This window comes from Pseudomonas sp. GW821-FHT07F05 (assembly GCF_059418765.1).
Genome location: NZ_JBWKQL010000012.1, coordinates 126,196 through 145,325, shown reverse-complemented (window position 1 = coordinate 145,325; position 19,130 = coordinate 126,196). Strand labels below are relative to the sequence as shown.

The 19,130-nt window shown below is 63.6% G+C and carries 18 protein-coding genes and 1 pseudogene; 9 read left to right on the top strand and 10 right to left on the bottom strand.

The annotated features are described in order from the left end of the window. Window positions 1–31: 31 nt before the first annotated feature. Window positions 32–280: a hypothetical protein gene (locus tag AC07RO_RS21690; protein WP_346626323.1), complete on the bottom strand. Its 249-nt coding sequence runs from the start codon at window positions 278–280 to the stop codon at window positions 32–34. A gap of 476 nt (window positions 281–756) precedes the next feature. Here AC07RO_RS21690 and AC07RO_RS21685 point away from each other — a divergent pair, with 476 nt between their 5' ends. Beyond that, a complete protein-coding gene (locus AC07RO_RS21685) occupies window positions 757–1,302 on the top strand; it encodes a sterol desaturase family protein (RefSeq protein WP_192172293.1) in 546 nt (181 codons plus the stop codon). Here the strand turns inward: AC07RO_RS21685 and crtB are convergent. Genes crtB through fni form a run of 5 tightly spaced genes read right to left on the bottom strand, consistent with a single transcriptional unit; the run spans window position 1,184 to window position 7,160 of the window. Continuing rightward, complete coding sequence (crtB, locus tag AC07RO_RS21680) at window positions 1,184–2,173, bottom strand: 15-cis-phytoene synthase CrtB (RefSeq protein WP_495087047.1); 990 nt, start codon at window positions 2,171–2,173, stop codon at window positions 1,184–1,186. The two genes, AC07RO_RS21685 and crtB, sit on opposite strands and share 119 nt — an antisense overlap. Further along, entirely contained in the window at window positions 2,170–3,660 is a 1,491-nt protein-coding gene (locus AC07RO_RS21675; RefSeq protein WP_192172151.1) for a phytoene desaturase, read from the bottom strand. Before AC07RO_RS21675 ends, crtB begins: the two co-directional genes overlap by 4 nt. Before the next feature lies 1 nt (window position 3,661). Next, window positions 3,662–4,837 carry a lycopene beta-cyclase CrtY gene (gene crtY, locus AC07RO_RS21670; protein WP_495087046.1) on the bottom strand — a complete coding sequence of 392 codons (1,176 nt, stop codon included), beginning with the start codon at window positions 4,835–4,837 and terminating at the stop codon, window positions 3,662–3,664. After that, a complete protein-coding gene (locus tag AC07RO_RS21665) occupies window positions 4,834–6,108 on the bottom strand; it encodes a glycosyltransferase (RefSeq protein ID WP_495087045.1) in 1,275 nt (424 codons plus the stop codon). The genes crtY and AC07RO_RS21665 overlap by 4 nt, the downstream gene beginning before the upstream one ends. Next, window positions 6,105–7,160: a type 2 isopentenyl-diphosphate Delta-isomerase gene (fni, locus tag AC07RO_RS21660; RefSeq protein ID WP_495087044.1), complete on the bottom strand. Its 1,056-nt coding sequence runs from the start codon at window positions 7,158–7,160 to the stop codon at window positions 6,105–6,107. The genes AC07RO_RS21665 and fni overlap by 4 nt, the downstream gene beginning before the upstream one ends. 198 nt (window positions 7,161–7,358) lie before the next feature. Here fni and AC07RO_RS21655 point away from each other — a divergent pair, with 198 nt between their 5' ends. After that, window positions 7,359–8,288 (top strand): polyprenyl synthetase family protein, encoded by a 930-nt coding sequence (locus tag AC07RO_RS21655; RefSeq protein WP_282373035.1) that lies wholly within the window; start codon window positions 7,359–7,361, stop codon window positions 8,286–8,288. Here AC07RO_RS21655 and AC07RO_RS21650 read toward each other — a convergent pair. Further along, complete coding sequence (locus AC07RO_RS21650) at window positions 8,278–8,754, bottom strand: hypothetical protein (protein WP_495007761.1); 477 nt, start codon at window positions 8,752–8,754, stop codon at window positions 8,278–8,280. The two genes, AC07RO_RS21655 and AC07RO_RS21650, sit on opposite strands and share 11 nt — an antisense overlap. A gap of 238 nt (window positions 8,755–8,992) precedes the next feature. On the opposite strand from AC07RO_RS21650, the gene AC07RO_RS21645 reads away from it, so the two are divergent. Continuing rightward, a complete protein-coding gene (locus AC07RO_RS21645; protein WP_495087043.1) occupies window positions 8,993–9,808 on the top strand; it encodes an alpha/beta fold hydrolase in 816 nt (271 codons plus the stop codon). Beyond that, on the top strand, window positions 9,798–10,994 hold the full coding sequence (locus tag AC07RO_RS21640) for a PAS domain-containing sensor histidine kinase (RefSeq protein ID WP_495087042.1): 1,197 nt from the start codon (window positions 9,798–9,800) through the stop codon (window positions 10,992–10,994). Before AC07RO_RS21645 ends, AC07RO_RS21640 begins: the two co-directional genes overlap by 11 nt. A 129-nt stretch (window positions 10,995–11,123) precedes the next feature. Here AC07RO_RS21640 and AC07RO_RS21635 read toward each other — a convergent pair whose 3' ends face one another. The 3 genes from AC07RO_RS21635 to AC07RO_RS21625 form a co-directional block, all read right to left on the bottom strand. After that, the gene (locus AC07RO_RS21635) at window positions 11,124–11,555 is read right to left on the bottom strand and encodes a RidA family protein (RefSeq protein ID WP_495087041.1); all 432 of its coding nucleotides are present in this window, start codon (window positions 11,553–11,555) and stop codon (window positions 11,124–11,126) included. 96 nt (window positions 11,556–11,651) lie between these two features. Next, entirely contained in the window at window positions 11,652–12,836 is a 1,185-nt protein-coding gene (locus tag AC07RO_RS21630) for a DUF2252 domain-containing protein (RefSeq protein ID WP_192172160.1), read from the bottom strand. Window positions 12,837–12,973: 137 nt separating this feature from the next. After that, on the bottom strand, window positions 12,974–13,891 hold the full coding sequence (locus tag AC07RO_RS21625) for a LysR substrate-binding domain-containing protein (protein WP_192172161.1): 918 nt from the start codon (window positions 13,889–13,891) through the stop codon (window positions 12,974–12,976). Window positions 13,892–14,115: 224 nt separating this feature from the next. On the opposite strand from AC07RO_RS21625, the gene AC07RO_RS21620 reads away from it, so the two are divergent. The 5 genes and pseudogenes from AC07RO_RS21620 to AC07RO_RS21600 all read left to right on the top strand — a co-directional run bounded on the left by AC07RO_RS21620 (window position 14,116) and on the right by AC07RO_RS21600 (window position 19,124). Beyond that, on the top strand, window positions 14,116–14,865 hold the full coding sequence (locus AC07RO_RS21620; protein WP_192172162.1) for an SDR family NAD(P)-dependent oxidoreductase: 750 nt from the start codon (window positions 14,116–14,118) through the stop codon (window positions 14,863–14,865). An 88-nt stretch (window positions 14,866–14,953) separates the two neighbouring features. Next, window positions 14,954–16,252 (top strand): MFS transporter, encoded by a 1,299-nt coding sequence (locus AC07RO_RS21615; protein ID WP_192172163.1) that lies wholly within the window; start codon window positions 14,954–14,956, stop codon window positions 16,250–16,252. Window positions 16,253–16,270: 18 nt separating this feature from the next. After that, window positions 16,271–17,119 carry a transketolase gene (locus AC07RO_RS21610; protein WP_192172164.1) on the top strand — a complete coding sequence of 283 codons (849 nt, stop codon included), beginning with the start codon at window positions 16,271–16,273 and terminating at the stop codon, window positions 17,117–17,119. Continuing rightward, on the top strand, window positions 17,116–18,123 hold the full coding sequence (locus AC07RO_RS21605) for a transketolase family protein (RefSeq protein ID WP_495087040.1): 1,008 nt from the start codon (window positions 17,116–17,118) through the stop codon (window positions 18,121–18,123). Before AC07RO_RS21610 ends, AC07RO_RS21605 begins: the two co-directional genes overlap by 4 nt. A 57-nt stretch (window positions 18,124–18,180) precedes the next feature. Then, window positions 18,181–19,124 (top strand): annotated as a pseudogene (locus AC07RO_RS21600) (alpha/beta hydrolase). The last annotated feature ends 6 nt before the right edge of the window (window positions 19,125–19,130 follow it).

The following is a 19,130-nucleotide window of genomic DNA, read 5'->3' as shown; positions in this document are numbered from 1 at the left end:
GGGCTGGCCATTTCTGGCGAACGCCGATGGCTTACTCGGTCTTGATCACACCCGTCATCGCCGTATAACGACTCTGCGGATTCTTGAGCTTGTCGAGCACCTCATCCGGCGTGGACTCGCGGAACACCACCATGTGCCCCACCTCCTCGCCGCCCTCAGTGACCCGCTCGATGTCGTTGATCATCCAGGTTTTCAGCTCTTCCACGCTGATGCCCAGTTGCTCGGCGACCTGACCGTGGAAGCGCTCTGCGTCGTATTGATTGAATTCGTCGTGGTTCATGGCCTTGGCCTCCTTTAGCGGGTGTAAGTCTGAGGCCGCACGTGGCGCGCACAGTTCAGTCCACGTGGACGCGCGGTGCCAAGCACCGGCATCGGCAGAAGACCGAGGGCGCACGAACCGGCCCCTTCCCGGCTGAACCCGGTCCCACGAAAAGCATCACGCTCGACGTGTAGGACTGGCTTCAGCCGGGAAAGCGTCGGGCGTTACACCGCAAGATTGAGAGTGTTAACACCGGCCTCTTCCCGGCTGAACCCGGTCCCACGAAAAGCAATGCAGTCCACTGGAACACCGCGGACTGATAGTGGGACCGGCTTCAGCCGGGAAGGCGGCAGACGTCACGCTACAAAAACAACGGACGGTGACGCCCAAACCAGCAACTGACAAACCGACCTCCGCCTTCAGCCATCGGCATGCGACAATCACGCACCGAACACCGTCGGCCCTTTTACGGTCTGACGTTGAGACTTTCCCCGCGGATGAACCCGATGATCAATGCCCTCGTCTTTTTCGCAACCGTGATCGGCATGGAAGGCTTTGCCGTGTTTGCGCACAAGTACATCATGCACGGTTGGGGCTGGGGCTGGCATAAGTCGCACCATGAGCCGAGAACCGGCTGGTTCGAGAAGAACGATCTGTATGCCGTGGTGTTCGCCGGGTTTGCCATCGTGCTGATCGCGCTGGGCACTGCAGGCGCCCATCCCCTGGAATGGATCGGCGCGGGCATGACCGCTTACGGCTTTCTGTATTTCATCGCCCACGATGGTCTGGTGCACAAGCGCTGGCCGTTCAAATACGTGCCGCGCAATGGCTATCTCAAGCGCCTGTATCAGGCGCATTTGATGCATCACGCGGTGTCGGGCAAAGAGCGCTGCGTGTCGTTCGGCTTTCTCTACGCGCCGAGCGTCACTCGGTTACGCGCCCAGCTTCGACGCTTGCATGACGGCCCGTTGCACAAGTCTGACCCGGACGTTGCCAAAGGTGCGCCGGTCGCGCCGGCCAGTGCCGACCTCGAGACGCGCTAGCCTTCCACGCCCCCACCAACACCAGTCGCAGCTTGTCCAGCTTGCTGGTCGAGACCCGCGCATCCCACGCCCGGGCGCCACGCTCCCTGACCTTCACGCCGATCTCCCGATAGACGCAACCCGCCGTCGCCACCGCCCACGCCGATCGCCATGGCAGCGCGGTCAGGCCGGCATTGGCGCTCTCGTAATACGGCTCGGCCATGTCCACCAAGCGCTTCGCCAGCACCGCCAATGCCGGACGATGCTCCGGAGCTGCAAGGCGATCATGGGGAATGCCCAACTCATCCAGCCAGTCCCCCGGCAAGTAGCAGCGTCCCACCGAGGCATCTTCGACGATGTCCCGGGCGATGTTGGTCAGCTGAAACGCCAGGCCCAGATCGCAGGCCCGGTCGAGGGTAGCCTCGTCACTCACGCCCATGATCTGCGCCATCATCAACCCGACCACCCCAGCCACGTGATAGCAGTACTCCAGCGTGTCGTCGATGCGCCGATATTCGCGCTGGCTGACGTCCATCGCGAAGCCATCCAGATGCTGCAGGGCATAACGCTGCTCGATGCCATGGCGCAGGACAACCTCCCTGAACGCCTCGAACGCCGGACTGTGGGTCGGCGTCCCGGCGTACACGGCGTGGGTCTGGGCGATTAGCCGTTGCAGCCGCTCGGTGACTTCCTGCTGACTGACCACCGTCGCCGAATGCCCTGCTTCCTGACCGTCAATGACGTCGTCGCAATGCCGGCACCACGCATAAAGCATCACGGCGCTGCGCCGGGTCACCGGGTCAAACAGGCGTGACGCCGCCGCGAAGCTTTTCGAGCCGACTTCGATGCTCTGGGTGGCGTGGTCGAGCAGCGCCTGATCGGCGACGCTCATGAGTGCAGGTCCTCCAGCATCAGCCCGGCCGTGGCTTTGGCCGAACCGATGACGCCCGGCACGCCCGCGCCCGGGTGTGTGCCGGCGCCGACCAGGTACAGATTGCTCAGGCTCGCGTCGCGGTTATGGGGGCGGAACCACGCGCTCTGGCGCAGGATCGGCTCAAGGGAAAACGCCGAACCGAGGTGCGCGTTGAGCTCGCCCTTGAAATCCTGCGGCGTGAAGATGCGGCTGGTGACCAGATCTTCGCGCAGCCCCGGCATGTAGTGCTTTTCCAGGTACTCGAAAATGCGGTCGCGATAACGCGGCCCTTCCACTTCCCAGTCGATATCGGCATTGCCCAGGTGCGGCACCGGCGACAGCACGTAATGGCTCGAACAGCCGGGTGGCGCCAGGCTCGGGTCAGTGATGCACGGCGCGTGCAGGTAGAGCGAAAAATCTTCGGCCAGCGCCGCGCCCTTGAAAATTTCCTGTATCAGCGCCTTGTAGCGCGGGCCGAAGCACACGGTGTGGTGCTGCAACTGGGGCTGCGGGCGCTTGAGCCCGAAGTGGATGACGAACAGCGAATTGCTGAAGCGCTTGCCTTTCAGCCGTGCGCCTTCCTTGACCCCGCGGGGATGGCCGCCGAGCAGCTCGGCGTAGGTGTGCATGACATCGGCGTTGGAGGCCACGCAGTCGGCATTAATCTGCCGACCATCCTTGAGCCGCACGCCGGTCACTCGCTGACCACTCGTGTCAATGCTGGCGACATCGGCGTTGAGCTCGACACGCCCACCGATGTCTTCGAACAGCTTGACCATGCCCTGCACCAGCGCGCCGGTCCCGCCCTTCGGGAACCAGACGCCCCATTGCCGTTCAAGGGCGTGAATCAGCGTGTAAATGGAGGACGTTGCAAACGGGTTGCCACCGACCAGCAGCGAGTGAAAGGAAAACGCCTGGCGCAGTTTGTCGTCCTCGATGAACTGCGACACCATCGAATACACGCTGCGCCACGCCTGCAACTTCGCCAGCTGCGGGCCGGCCTGGACCATGTCGCGGAAGGACAGAAACGGCACCGCCCCGAGCTTCAGATAACCCTCTTGAAACACCGCTTTGGAGTACGCCAGAAAGCGCTGATAGCCGGCGACGTCCTTGGGGTTCATCGCGGCAATCTGGGTGTCCAGGGACTGCTGATCGTTGGCGTAATCGAACTTCGTCCCGTCTTCCCAGCACAGGCGATAGAACGGCGACACCGGCAGCAACTCGACGTAATCCTTGATGGATTTGCCGGCGGCGGTGAACAGCTCTTCGATGGCCGTCGGGTCGGTGATCACCGTCGGCCCCGCGTCGAAGGTGAAACCCTGATCTTCGTAGACGTAGGCGCGGCCGCCGGGCTTGTCGCGTTTTTCCAGCAGCGTCGTCTGCACGCCCGCCGCCTGAAGCCGGATGGCCAGGGCCAGGCCGCCGAAACCGGCACCAATCACAATTGCGGTTTTTGCTTGGGTCATGTCAATTCTCATGATGCTTAGGCAGGTAATGCTTGGGTAAGTAACGGGCAGCGGCTGTGACAGCCTCGTTGATCGGCACGGGCGGTTTGCCGGTCAGCACGCGCAGCTTGTCGGCCAGGGTGCTGCGGCCTGCGTAGAAACGGCTGATCAGGCCTTCGGACAGGCCGTAGAACCGCTGCATCACCTGCCAGCGATTCGACGGACGTCCGGCCAGAAACAGCATGCGGTTCAGCAGCCGATAGAAACGCTGGGAGTGCCAGGCTTTCTGCGCGATGGCGCGGATGCCTGCGTCCAGTGAGTCGGCATCCAGCGTGGGTTGAGCGGCGATCCACTCCGCCAGCCGCACGGCATGGGGCAGCGAATAGCCGGTGGTGCAATGAAAAAGTCCGGCGCGCAAACCGGATCGCGGCTGCCCCGCCGCCTCACGCCAGAACCCGGCGAAATCCCCGGCCAGGGTGATCGGCAGCACGCCCTGTTCTTCGCGCAGGCACTTGGCAATCTCCCAGCCATGGGCGGCAGCGTAATCGGCGATGTGCTGACGAAGCTGCTCGGTGGAAAACGAGTGGTGATCGACGTAGTGGGTGTCTTCGATCAGCAGGGTGTCGGCCGAAAAAGGCAGCACGTAGACGAAGCGATAGCCCTCACTCTGCGCGACGCGGGCGTCCATGATGATCGGCGCGGTCAGGCCGTGGGGTGCCTTCACGCGCAGCAACTGTCCCAGAAACGCCTGCTGCCCGAGCACCATGTGCGCCGTGGCCTGCACGCCGCGGCCGTCGATCACCGCGCGGGCCTGAAGCCGCTCGCCGCTGTCCAGCACGACGGTGCGCGGGGTCAGTTCGGTGATGCGTCGACCGGTCAGCAGCGCATCGCCCAGGGCGGGCTCGATGACCTCGGCAAAGCGTTCCGACGTAATGCTGGCGTAGCCGCTGTTCAGCCGCCGCGAACGTTGCGGGAAGTGCACGTCATAGGTCGCCCAGCGCTGCACCACCAGCGGCTGCAGCCATTGATGCTGCTCGGCCGTGAGGTCGCCTTCGTGGTAGGACCAGGTGTGGTTGCCGCCCAGGTGCGTCTGCTCTTCGATGCACAGCACGGACAGCTCCGGCCGCAGCTGCTTCAGGCGCCAGGCGATCAGCCCGTTGGCCAGTCCGCCGCCGGCGAGAATCAAGTCATACGTCATGGCAACTGCCTCGCCAGCACCGGCTCGCCCGTGCGCACCATGGCTTCGACAATGTCGGCGGCGCGAGACGTGCCGCCGGCCTGGGCCAGTTCGGTCGCCAGTTGATCAAAAGGTTCGGTGGACAGCCCGCGCAGTTGCGTGAGCCGCTCACGAATCTGCCCTGCCCGGGCGCCGCGCCGCAGTTGCAGGCCAATGCCGGCGTGGGTAACCCGGGACGCCACGCCCGGCTGATCGAAGGCGATGGGCATGACCAGCATCGGCGTGCGCGCGACGATGGCGTCCATCACCGTATTCAAGCCGCCATGGGTCACCACCGCGTCAGCGTGTTGCAGCGCCCATTGTTGCGGCGCGAAATCGGTCACCCAGGTCGCGCCGGCCTTGATCAGCCGCTGCTCTTGCCGTGCATCGAGCCCGCCGCAATGGGCCACCAGCAACTGCGCGTTCAATTGTCGGCTGGCCGTGGCGATGCGCTTGAACATGTCAAAACGACTGCCCTGCAGCGTGCCGAGGCTGGCGAAGATGAACGGCCGGTCAGGGTCAATCGGCCACTCGCCCTGTTGTTCGGCTTGAGGCGCCCGCAGCGGCCCGACCGCGTGAAAATTCACAGGCGGATGCTGACGGGGGAAATCGAAACCGGGGATGGTCTGGCTGATCTGCGCGTAGGGTGAAAGGCATTCATGCAGGCCGTCGCGGGGCTCGATGGCCAGTCGGCGTGACGCATCACGCAGCACCTTGCTCAACGGCCTCATCAACCAGTCGTACACCTTGCGGCTGCCTTCATACATATGCTGACTGCGTTCATCGGTGGCGTAGACAAATGGCATCACCGCCAGCGGCAGTTGCGGCTCGCGGTTGACCGGCAAGGCGCAGGCCACCGAGACATACGGCAAGCCCAGCCCTTCGGCGACCATCCCGCCCGCTGCTTCCATCTGGTCGCAGAGCAAGGCCTCGATCTGCCGCACCGCCAGCGCAGACGGCAGCTCGGCGCACAGCATGCGGGTGGTGTCGCACAGGTCGCGAATCACCCGTCGCAGGCGCAGGGGATTATTCGAACAGGCGGCACGGCGCAGCGCCGCTTCGAGGCTGCCCGGCGGATGACTGAGGGCGCCGAGGGCATGAAAGCCGATGCGCGGGTCGGTCAGCCAGCGCCGTGCATCGGCCTGCTGGAAAAAGGTCACCTGATGACCGCGGTCGATCAATGTCCCGGCCAACGCCTGAAACCCTTGAAAGTGGCTGTAGAACGCTGGCGCCACAACGGCAAAATGCGTCATGAGAGCAACGTCTGCAGGGTGTTGGGCGCCAGCAACCGGGCGCTGCGCAACGCGCGAAGGTCAGCCGAGCCGGTGCAGAAACAGGCGATGCGCAGCTGGCGGATGACAATGTCGAAGTGTTCGATGACTGCAGCCGTCGACAGGGTCGCGTTGCGCAGCACGCCTGCGGCCTGACCGACGACGTCCGCGCCCAGGCGAATGGCCTTGGCCACGTCGATGCCATTGTGAATGCCGCCGGACGCGATCAGCGGGGTGTCCGGCAGTGCCTGGCGGACCATGGCCAGGCTGACTGCAGTCGGAATGCCCCATTGCGCAAACGCCATGGCGACTTCGCGATCGGCCGGGTTCTCGGCGCGCTCGGCCTCGACCGCCGCCCAACTGGTGCCGCCGAGCCCGGCGATGTCCAGCACGTGCACCCCGGCTTGCACCAGCGCCTGCGCCACATCGACAGACAGGCCCGCGCCCACTTCCTTGACCACCACCGGCACGCCGACATCCAGCACCACGCGGTGGATCGCTTCGAGAATGCCCTGCCAGCGCCGGTCGCCGCCGGCCTGAACCGCTTCCTGCAACGGATTCAGATGAATGATCAACGCATTGGCCTGAAGCATGTCGACCGCACGGCGGGCCATGTCCAGGCCGTCAGGCTCGATCAGCTGCGCGGCGCCGATGTTGCCCAGCAGCGCGATGTCCGGCGCCAGACGCCGCAGTTCGCGGGTCAGGCCCTGATCACTGCCGCTTTGCAAGGCCACCCGCTGCGACCCGACGCCCATGGCGATGCCCAGCTCCTGGGCGGCTTCGGCCAGATGACGGTTGATCGCGGTGGCCCGGTCGGCCCCGCCGGTCATGGAACTGATGAGCAGCGGCGCGCGCAAGGCGATGCCCAGCAGTGAGCTGCTGACGTCAACGTCGTCCAGATTCAACTCCGGCAGCGCACAGTGTTCGAAGCGGATGTCGTCCAGTCCGGAGAAGGAGGAACGCACGCTGGCGCGTCGGTCCAGCACGATATCAAGGTGATCGTCTTTGCGACGACCCATATCGCTGTGAGTCATACTCGCTCCCTGCAGCTGAATTATTGAACGGGCTATACGGTCTTCTGCATACGGAATCTTGTACAAAGCCGATTTTCCTGTACAACCTTGCCGTATCTTGAGGCATTAAGAAACAGCAGTCGTTCCGTGATGACCGGTCTCGCACGCCGAACCGCTCCGCGACGAACAGTTTTACCGCTAAAGCATAGGGAAAGACCGATGGCAGGTAACCTCGACACAACAATCAAATCGGGCTTTGCCGGGCGACTGGGAGACGTCCGGGCGGCCATCGAAACGCGGCTCTCCGAGCTGCTGCCCGAGTCCGGCAACGAGCGCGACCTGGTGGCGCTGGCCATGCGCGAATCGACTTTGGCACCGGGCAAGCGCATGCGCCCGGTGCTGTTGGTGCTCGCTGCCGAAGGACTGGTTGAGGACGGCCGCGAAAACAGCCGCACGATCAGGCGACAGGCCGTGGACCTAGGCTGCGCCGTCGAGATGATCCACGCCGCATCGCTGGTGCTCGACGACATGCCGTGCATGGACAACGCGTCGCTGCGGCGCGGTCAGCCCACGGTTCACCTGAAGTTCGGTGAAGACGTGGCGATTCTGACCGCCATCGCCCTGCTCAGCCGTGCGTTCGGTGTCGTTGCCACCATCAGCGATCTGGCCGCCACCACCCGCACCGAGCTGGTCGAAGTGCTGGCCAATACGGTCGGCATGCAAGGCCTGGTGCGCGGGCAGTTTCAGGACCTGCGCGACGGCCAGCACAGCCGCGACGCGGACGAGATCGCCCTGACCAACAACCTGAAAACCGGCGTGCTGTTCGGCGCGATCATGGACATGGCCTGGCTGATCAGCGGCGCCCGGGAAGACCAGCGGCCGCTGCTACAGAATTTCGCCATGGAGCTGGGCCAGGCCTTCCAGATGTACGACGACCTGCGCGACCGCTGCGCCGACAGCGACAAGGATCAAGGCAAGGACGACGGCAAATCCACGTTCGTTTCGCTGTACGGCGAGGACAAGGTCAGGCGCCAACTGGTGCTGCACCTGTCCAGCGCCGAGCAGGCCTTGCGTGAGGTCTACGGCGACGCCTCGACCATCGCCGGCTACCTGCGGCTGATCTTCGAGAAAGCCGCGGTCAACGGCTAGCCGACTGCGAACCCAGTTTTGCGATGGCCTGCTTGAGTTGTTCGCCGTCGGAGAATCGTTCCTGGCGGATGACCGCGCCGTTTTTCAGCGTCAGCCACTGCACGGTGTCGCGGTCGCCGTCGTACGCCGAGGCGACACGGGCGTCGCGGTCCAGCAGGATTCGGTACTTGGCCGAGCGCATCGCCGGGACCGCCACCATCTTCACCAGCGAGGGCATCTTCTCGATGTCCGCCACGTACACCACGTGGCGCTGCTCCAAGTAACCTTCGGGACCCTCTTCAAGGGCGGCGTTGACCATTTTCGCCGCCGACATGCTGCGGGCGATCAACAGCACCTGGGCCTGGTCGTCCAGCGTGTAGGCCTTGTCGAACTGGTCGAGCAGCGTCCATTTGGCGACCGGCTGGGGCGCGTCCTGAGCGAAGGCATTGAGACTGAGAAACAGAGCGAGGGCCGCAAATTGCCGCATGGTGTAAATCCCTTCAGCAGGAAAGATTGAACAAGAATAAGCGTCGGGGATAAGGACTGGCCTGCCCGCGCGAATTACCCTTTTTGGCGCCAATAATGGCTCAACAAATGAAGCGTGCGCCAATTTACCAGCAAGCGGTCCGGCCGGTCCGCCTGTTATGGGTTTTGCAGGTGATTTATCCGGGATAACCCTATAGGCTCGGCACCACTCGCGCCCACCGCCATTTTCCGGACACTCAATGAACCTTCAGCAGCGCAACAACGTGCACGTCATGGGTGACGGCCGGGCGACCCTGATTTTTTCCCACGGCTTTGGTTGCGATCAGGCCATGTGGCGCTTGATCAGCCCCCATTACGCCGACCGCTTCAACGTCGTACTTTACGATCTGGTGGGCGCTGGCAATTCGGCCATCGAGGCCTACGATCCCGAGAAATACGCCACGCTGAACGGCTACGCCCACGACCTCGCGGAACTCGTCCGCGAATTCGGCACGGGCCCGGTGATCATCGTCGGCCACTCGGTCAGCGCAATGATTGGCGTACTGGCGGACCGACAGGCCCCAGGGCTGATCGCCGCCCACGTGATGATCGGCCCCTCCCCGTGCTACGTGGACTCCGGGGATTACGTCGGCGGCTTCTCCGAAGAGGACGTGCATTCGCTCCTCGATACCCTCGACAGCAACTACCTGGGCTGGTCGAGCACCATGGCCCCGGTGATCATGGGCGCGCCGGGGCAACCGGCGCTGGGCGAAGAGCTGACCAACAGTTTCTGCCGCACCGACCCGGAGATCGCCAAGCAGTTTGCCCGCGTCACGTTTCTCTCGGACAACCGCAAGGACGTCGCCGGCCTGACCACGCCGACGCTGATCCTGCAATCGACCGACGACCTCATCGCTCCGGTTGCCGTCGGTGAATACCTGCACGCCGCGTTGCCCAACAGCACCCTGAAGCTGGTCGATAATGTCGGCCATTGCCCTCACTTAAGTGCGCCCGCCGCCTGTTCCGATGCGATCGATGCGTTCCTCGGGCGGTGGGTCAGCCTCAATGCCGAGTGATTTCGCGGCAGCACCGGACGTCGTCGAACTGTTCGAGGGCGCGCCGTGCGGTCTGGTGGTCACCGACGAAGACGGGCGGATCCTGCGCGCCAACCGCACGTTCTGCGACTGGCTGGGCTACACCGGCGACGAGCTGAGCGGCAGGCTTTTCCAGAACCTGCTCACGGTCGGCGGGCGCATCTTCCACCAGACCCACTGGGCGCCGTTGATGCGCTTGCAGGGCTCGGTGGCGGAGGTCAAGTTGAGCATCGTTCATCGCGACCGTCGCCAGATCATCATGCTGCTCAACGGCGTGCGCCGGGAGCATGAAGGCAAGGTCTACAACGAACTGGCGTTTTTCGGCACCGCTGACCGAGACAAATACGAGCGCGAGCTGCTCAAGGCACGCAAGGCGGCGGAAGAGCTGCTGCAGGAAAAAACCGCCGCCGAAGCTGCGTTGCGTCAGGCCCAGGCGGAACTCAACGAGGCTTACGAAACCGCTCAGCGACGCGCCACGTTTGCCGAACAGATGGTGGCGATCGTCAGCCACGACCTGAAGAACCCCCTCACCGCGATCAAGATGGCCACCGACCTGCTCGCTCGCGGTGAACGCACGGCCCAGGAAACCCGGCTGTTCAAGCACGTCGGCGATTCGGTGCAGCGCGCCACCCGGATGATCGCCGACCTGCTCGACCTGACGGTGATCCGGGTCGGGCGCGGCATCAGCGTCAACCCCACGGAAGTCGATCTGCACACCTTCATCGGCCATTGCGTTGATGAACTGCGTGTTGCTTTCCCCCGCGCGGAGCTGGCGCACTGCTCGGATGGCACGGGGCTCATGGCGCTGGATAACGACCGTCTGTTTCAGGTGATCGGCAACCTCACGGCGAACAGCGTGGGGTATGGGGACATTGCCAGACCGGTGACCATTACTTCCGCGCTGGAGGCCGGGACGGTGTTGATTGCCGTGCATAACTTCGGCCCGGTCATTCCGGAAGCGCAGCGCACCCGTCTGTTCGAGCCGCTGACTCGCGGCGTAGATGTTGACGCCGAGCTGCGAAGCGTGGGGTTGGGGTTGTTTATCGTCCGCGAGATCGCCCGGGCCCATGGTGGTGATGTGTCCGTGGTTTCCGACGCGGCGGAAGGCACGACCTTCACGGTGAGGCTTCCGCGGTGTGCCGGTGAAGCCGTGGCGTCCGGGGATTGAGCATTCATCTGTAGGAACGGCTTCAGCCGGGAAGGCGTCGGCAGTCACGCTGCAGAATTGAGGGTGCTCACATTGGCCTCTTCCCGGCTGAAGCAGGTTCTACGAGCGTGCATTCTGACGAACTATCGTTCACCCGTTAGGCATGCGCGCTGCCACCGCTTCGATCTCGATCAGCATCCCGTCCAATGCCAGGCGGGGTACCGGGATCAGTGTGCACACCGGCTTCATATGACCGGCCCATGCCCGATCCGCCTGCTCGACCCACATGCGCAACCGTTCCTCCGTGTGATCAACGATCAGCAGCGTCAGTTTGAAGATGTGCTGAAGGTCGGCCCCGCGGGATTGCAGGCCGGTGCGGACGTTGGATATGGCTTGGGCTGCCTGTTCGGCGAAGACCGGGGACAGCTGACCTTGGGCATCCTCACCGCCCTGCCCAGCGATGAACAGCCACTCGGCGTTGGGGCGCACGGCGGCGAGATGGGAATAAGCGTTGGGGGCCGGATCATACAAGCCTGGCGGGTTGGACAACGCGAAGGGTGAAGCAAGGTGGGTTTGCGGCATGGGAATGATCCTGAACGTGGGAGCGCCCAGTCTCGAACCTCCACCTAAGTCGAGGTCAAGGGGGCGCTCCCGTCCGAATCGATTTTCCAGGGCGAATCAATTCTCCAGCGCATACCGCCGGCAATGCTCCAGATAGCCCTGTTCGTGGCTGCCCACCAGATGCACGACGTTGCTCCACAGCCACGACGGCGCATCCAGGGTCTGAGAGCGGTTGAGTTGCAGTTCGCGCATCCACGAGGAGCGCGTGGCGAGGTCCATCTGCCGGGCGTGGGCCAGGCCGACGACGCGGGCCAGGTAACCGGCGGCTTTCATGGCTTCGCGCTCGCTCAACTGATCGAGCTCAAGCTTCATGTCTTGGGGCAACAGCTCGCGGACGAAGAAACCGTGATCGAGCATGCGCGTAGCGATCATGCGATTACCCAGCCCTGGCGACAGATGCCGAGCGCCTTCCACCACGCGCTTGCCGTTGTCCCGAGGCATGCCCGCGCGAGGGGTGCGCGGTGCGGCAGCAGCGACGGCTTCCTTGACGTCGAGCAGGCAATACTCCTGATCTTCGTCATCGCCCACGCTCAACAGGACCGCATAACGCAGCAGACCCAGCGAACTGCAACCCTTCACCCAGTAGGCACAATCGAGCATCTCGACGCGGTCATCCTTGGATCGGCCCTTCAGCGAGGTGACCAGCGCATGAATCTCTGGCGTCGCGCACAGGTCTTTCAGGCCATGACGCTCATCGCGGGACAACGACCAGAAATGCTTGCCCAGCGGAATGGTCGGCCGGGTGTCTTCGATACGCTCTTGAGCAAGGTGCTTCCAGGTCCGCTGCACCGCGCTGCGCATCCCTGCCTTCACCTGCGCCGGGCGTGCGGGCTCCTCATCGGCGCCATCTTCGAACGCCAGCTCGTAACCCTGCATCATCTCTTCGAGCATTCTGGCGGTGGCGACGCCGGGCAGATCGGAACCCCGGGCCGCAGTGGCCAGGGACAGCGCCAGACGCACGAGGTCGTGGGCCGGGTTGCCGATCACCGTCTGATCCAGATCGCGGATATGAATGTCGATGCGCCCTTTGGAATCCCCGGTCGGCCCGAGATTACCGGCGTGGCAGTCGCCGCAGATCCACACCGGCGGACCGCTGGGCAGACGTCGGCCTGACTGGCTGTGCAGCCATTCGTAAAACTGCACCGTGCTGCCGCGCACATAGGCGTGGGCGGAACGGGCCATTTTCAGATTGCGTAATTCGTTGAGTGGCTTGAGGCGTGCGGACGGTCGAGGAGTCTTCATGAATAATTCTTTGCAGGGAGATGTAGCGTTGACTCGCGGCAAAGAGAAATGTTGCGGAATGTTTCATCGTACTGCGATGAGAGGCGCGATCACAGATACACATTACAGACGTGTAGCCGCGGTCAGCAGTTGACCTCTCAAAACACAAACCCATGCCCCAACTCCTTCTCCATCCACTCCAGAAATCGCCGCACCCTGGGAAAGCCGGAGTGCGCTTTCGGGAACACCAGATGATGCGCTGCGACCGGCGCTGACAGCGCTTCGGGCGCCACCTCGACCAATGCCCCGCTCGCCAGGTATTTCTGTGCCAGCAGCGTGCTCTCCAGCGCGAAACCCAAACCGTGGCTGGCGGCCTCGAGCGTCATGTAAGAGCGATCGAAGCTCAGCGCGTAGGGTTTTTCCGGACGCGCCAGACCATGCTGGGCGAACCAGGCCGGCCAGCGCAGCAGCGTCGCTTCCGAGAGAATCAAATCGCGGTCCAGCAGATCGGAGGCCTGAGCGACCGGACGCGTTTCAATGAGCTTGGGTGAAGCCAGTACGGCGAAGGTTTCGTTGCGCACCGTGCGCACTTCGAAGCTCGGCCAGTTGGGCTCGCCGTGGCGAATGTCGACGTCGATCTTGTCGCGACTGAAATGTAGCGACTCGTAGGAACACGACAGATTGATCTGAATGTCGGGGTGGCTCAGGCGAAAGGCTTCCAGTCGCGGCATCAACCAAAGCAGCCCGAAGCTGGGTGAGGAATGCAGCCGCAGGCAGTCGAGGCTGACGTCGCTGCCCGCCCGCTCTGTGGCGATGGCCAGGCTGTGCAACAACCCGGAAATATCCTTCAGGTATTGCTCGCCCACCGGGGTCAGGGTGACGCCGCGCGCCGCGCGCACGAACAGCTGACGGCCAATCATCGCTTCCAGCCTGGCGAGTTGATGACTGACCGCCGAGGGCGTCAGGTCCAGCACTTCCGCCGCCCGTGCAACGTTGCCAAAGCGCGCGGTCTGCTCAAAGGCCTGAATGGCTTTCAGCGGTGGCACGCTGGGCGGGGCTTCGTCGATACGCTTCATGGGGACATGGCTCCACGTTTGTTGTTGTTATCTCCAGACCCGCCATTCAATCACCCGGCACAGGCCGTGACGAGTGCTGAATTTTTTTCAGCATCCAATGACTTTTGCGTCATTGCTCACCCCTGGCACGGAGCACAAGCTGACCTGGCCAGAGAAGTCGGACAGCGAAAAAGTTCGCTTCCCGCTGATCCAGCCCATAACAATAATCACACGAGATCACGCCCATGCTCCTTCAAGGCAAAATTGCAATCATCACCGGCGCTGCCTCTGCTCGCGGTATTGGCCGGGCCACCGCTGCCACCTTCGCCCAACACGGCGCCCGCGTGGTCATCCTCGACCTCGACGAATCCGCCGCCCGCGACGCCGCCGCTTCACTGGGCGAAGGTCATCTGGGCCTTGCCGCCAATGTCGCCGACGAAGCGCAGGTGAAACAGGCCGTCGCGCGGGTCATCGAGCACTTTGGCCGCATCGACGTACTGATCAACAACGCCGGCATCACCCAGCCCCTCAAGACCCTCGATATTCGCCCCGGCGACTACGACAAAGTGCTCGACGTCAGCCTGCGCGGTACCTTGCTGATGTCCCAGGCGGTGATTCCGCTGATGCGCGAGCAAAAATCCGGCAGCATCGTCTGCATGTCGTCGGTCTCGGCACAACGTGGCGGCGGCATTTTCGGCGGGCCTCACTACAGCGCAGCAAAGGCCGGCGTACTGGGCCTGGCCAAAGCCATGGCTCGGGAACTGGGCCCGGACAACGTGCGCGTGAACTCCATTGCGCCGGGCCTGATCCACACCGACATCACCGGCGGCCTGATGCAGGACGAGCGCCGCCACGCCATCATCGACGGCATCCCGCTGGGCCGACTGGGCGCGGCGCAGGATGTCGCCAACGCCGCGCTGTTTCTGGCAAGCGACCTGTCGTCCTACCTGACCGGCATCACCCTGGACGTGAACGGCGGCATGCTCATTCATTGATGTTTTCTGCGCCGGCCGAGGTCGTCGGCGCTGTTCTGAATCGACGTTTCAGCCGCAGCTGACCATAAAAACAAGAGATCAGACCATCATGACTACCCTCTCCCTGGATGCGGTCGTTTCCGTCCGCACCACTGCCTACCGCAAAACCGCCTGGCGGCTGATGCCATTCCTGATGCTGTGCTATCTGTGCGCCTACCTGGACCGGGTCAACGTCGGCTTCGCCAAGCTGCAGATGATGAACGACCTGGCCCTGAGCGAAGCGGTGTACGGGCTCGGCGCCGGCATGTTCTTCCTCGGCTACTTTCTCTGCGAAGTGCCGAGCAACCTGATCCTGCACCGGGTCGGCGCCCGCCGCTGGATTGCCCGCATCATGATTTCCTGGGGCATCATCTCCGCCCTCTTCGCCTTCGTTGAAACCGCTTGGCAGTTCTACGGCCTGCGCTTTCTGCTGGGCATCGCCGAAGCCGGCCTGGCGCCGGGTCTGCTGTTGTACCTGACCTACTGGTTTCCGTCCTATCGCCGCGCACGAATGACCGTGCTGTGGTTCATCGCCATCCCGCTGTCGGGAATGATCGGCGGGCCACTGTCCGGGCTGATCATGACCCGTTTCGCCGGCGTGCACGGCTGGGCCGGCTGGCAATGGATGTTTGTGATCGAGGCCATTCCCACCCTCATCGTCGGGCTGCTGGTACTGAGCTACCTCAAGGACGGCGTGCACCAGGCCACCTGGCTCAACGACGAGGAAAAGGAGTTGGTCAACAAGGAGCTGGCCGAGGATAACAGCCAGAAAGTCACCCACAGCTCGGTCGGGGAGTTCATTCGCGACAGGCGTCTGTGGCTGCTGGCCTGCATCTATTTCTGCGTGGTCATGGGTCAGTACGCGATCACCTTCTGGCTGCCGACGCTGATCCGTAACGCCGGCGTCGCTGATCCGCTGCACATCGGCCTGCTCACCAGCTTGCCGTACATGTGCGCCATCGCGGCCATGCTGTTGATGGGCCGCAGCGGCGACAAGCACCGCGAGCGACGCTGGCATCTGGTGGCCCCGATGATCGCCGGCGCCGTTGGCCTGTCGCTGGCGGCGTTACTGGGCGGCAATCTGCTGCTGTCGGTGCTCAGCTTGTGCCTCGCCGCCTCCGGGGTGCTTTCGGCGTCGTCACTGTTCTGGATGCTGCCGACCACGCTGCTGGGCGGCGTTTCCGCCGCCGCAGGGATCGCCGGGATCAACAGCTTCGCCAACCTCGCCGGCTTCTGCTCGCCGTACCTGATCGGCTGGATCACCACCTCCACCGGCTCAAGCGCCATCGGCATGTACCTGATTACCGGCGTGTTGTGCATCGGCGCCCTGCTGGTGTTGCGCATCCCCGCCGCGTCCGTCAATCGCTAACAAAGAGAAGCCACTCACATGAACATCAGTCCATCACATCAACCGGCGCTGTCGCTGGCCCAGCGCGCCTTCAATATCCGACGCCACGCCCTGCGCATGGGCCAGGTTCAGGGCCAGGGTTATGTCGGGCAGGCATTGGGCGCGGCCGATCTGCTCGCCGTGTCTTACTTCCACGCCTTGCGCTACCAGCCCCGGGACCCGGAATGGGAAGGCCGCGACCGCTTTTACCTGTCCATCGGTCACTACGCCATCGCGCTGTACGCCGCGTTGATCGAGGCCGAGATCATCCCCGTGGACGAGCTGGAAACCTACGGCGCCGACGATAGCCGCCTGCCCATGTCGGGAATGGCGGCCTACACGCCGGGCATGGAAATCACCGGAGGCTCGCTGGGCCACGGACTGGGCATCGCCGTCGGCGCGTGTCTGGGGCTCAAGCGCAAGCAGGCCGCCTCCTTCGTCTACAACCTGCTTTCCGACGGCGAACTGAACGAAGGCTCGACCTGGGAAGCGGCGATGTCCGCATCGCACTGGAAGCTGGACAACCTCATCGCGATCATCGACGTCAACAATCAGCAAGCCGACGGCCATTCCAGCGAGGTGCTGGCGTTCGAACCTATCGTTGACCGCTGGCAGGCCTTCGGCTGGTTCACCCAGCGCGTGGACGGCAATGACATCGAGGCATTGGTCACCGCCTTCGATGCCGCACGCAACCATGTCGGCGCGCAACCGCGGGTAATCATCTGCGACACCAAAATGGGCAAAGGCGTGGAGTTTCTGGAGACGCGCGAGAAAACCCACTTTATTCGCGTCGATGAAAACGAGTGGGACCTGGCACTGGAAAACCTGCAAATCGGGAGAACGGCATGAGCGCACTGACCCACAACGAGCCCGGCAAGAAACGCCTGACCACGTCGGCGATGATTGCCTCGATCGCCTCCGAAGGCCAGGCCACGCGCCCGGCACCCTTCGGCCACGCATTGGCCGCCCTCGCCGAGCAACGCGCAGACATCGTCGGGCTCTCCGCCGACCTGTCGAAATACACCGATCTGCACATTTTCGCCAAGGCCCACCCGGAGCGCTTCTACCAGATGGGCATGGCCGAGCAGTTGCTGATGAGTGCCGCAGCCGGCATGGCCCGCGAAGGCTTCGTGCCCTTCGCCACCACGTACGCGGTATTCGCATCGAGGCGGGCCTACGACTTCATCTGCATGGCCATCGCCGAAGAAAACCTCAACGTCAAAATCGTCTGCGGATTGCCCGGCCTCACCACTGGGTACGGCCCGAGCCATCAGGCAACCGACGATCTGGCAATCTTCCGGGCCATGCCCAATCTGATGATCGTCGACCCCTGCGACGCGCTGGAAATCGAACAAGCGGTGCCAGCCATCGCAGCGCATCAGGGCACGGTGTACATGCGCCTGTTGCGCGGCAACGTTCCGCTGGTGCTCGACGAATACGGCTACACCTTCGAGATCGGCAAGGCCAAGACCCTGCGCACCGGCAACGATGTGCTGATCATCTCCACGGGGCTGATGACCATGCGCGCGCTGGAAGCGGCGAAGGCGTTGCAGGCCGATGGCATCGACGTAGCAGTGCTGCACGTGCCGACCGTCAAGCCGCTGGACGAGCAGACCCTTCTCGCCGAAGCGCGAAAACCCGGGCGGTTGGTGGTGACGGCGGAAAACCATTCGATCATCGGCGGGCTGGGTGAAGCGGTGGCGACGGTGCTGTTACGTAACGGAGTCACCCCGACGTTCCGGCAGATCGCCCTGCCCGACGCCTTCCTCGACGCCGGCGCCCTGCCGACGCTGCATGACCGCTATGGAATTTCCACCCCGGCGGTGTGCTCGCGTATCAAGGCGTGGCTGTAAGCGCAGAACAACGGGGGGGGGGCTTTCCAGTCCCCCGTCTTCGCTCAGGAGGTTTGTGTGGACCCCGATCAGTTGCTGGATCCCGAGTACCGTTTCTTCCGCGACGAGGTGTCCAGCGAATGGAGCCGGGACAACCTCGCCGCCATTCGCACACGCATCCACGCTGCGTTCAAACCCGCGGACCTCGCTCGCGGCGAACAGCGCTGGGTCCGTGAACCTGCAAACGGCAACGACCTGCGCCTGTGCCTTTACCGCCCTGACCACAGCGCCGACGCCCATGACCTCCCTGCGATTCTGTACGTGCACGGCGGGGGATTCGTGTTGGGGTGCCCGGAAATGGCCGACGACTACCTGGCGGATCTGGCCAGTGAGTCAGGCGCGCTGATCGTCGCCGTCGATTACCGGCTCGCCCCCGAGCATCCCTTTCCTGCCCCGCTGGAAGACTGCTATCGCAGCCTCCAGTGGCTGCTCCACCAGCAGGCTGCGCTGAGCGTGAATCCGAACGCATCGTGATCATGGGCCACAGCGCAGGCGGCGGACTGGCGGCGGCGCTGACCCTGCTCGCCCGTTACCGTGGTGACATTTCCATCGCCGGCTCGGTGCTCATGTATCCGATGCTCGACCACCGCACTGGCCCCCCTGGGGCTCCCGTGCAAAACCCTGGCGCGGGCAGGTTCAGCTGGTCCCGGGAGGCCAATCAATTCTGCTGGCAGTGCTACCGGGGCGAGTACCTCTGCGACGATGACCGCGCGCTGCTGTTTTCCCCCGCGCTGGCTGATGACCTGAGTCACCTGCCGCCGAGCTTTATCGCCGTCGGTGCGCTGGACCTGTTCCTGGATGAGGACATGGCGTGGGCCGGCAAGCTCTCTCGCAGCGGAGTTCCAGTCGAGCTGCACGTTTACCCCGGCGTGCCACACATGTTCGACTTCCACCCCGGCGCCCTGACGGAGCAGTGCAAAAGGGATGTCGTGCGCGCACTGAGGAAAATGCTGAAACGTTAATTCGCG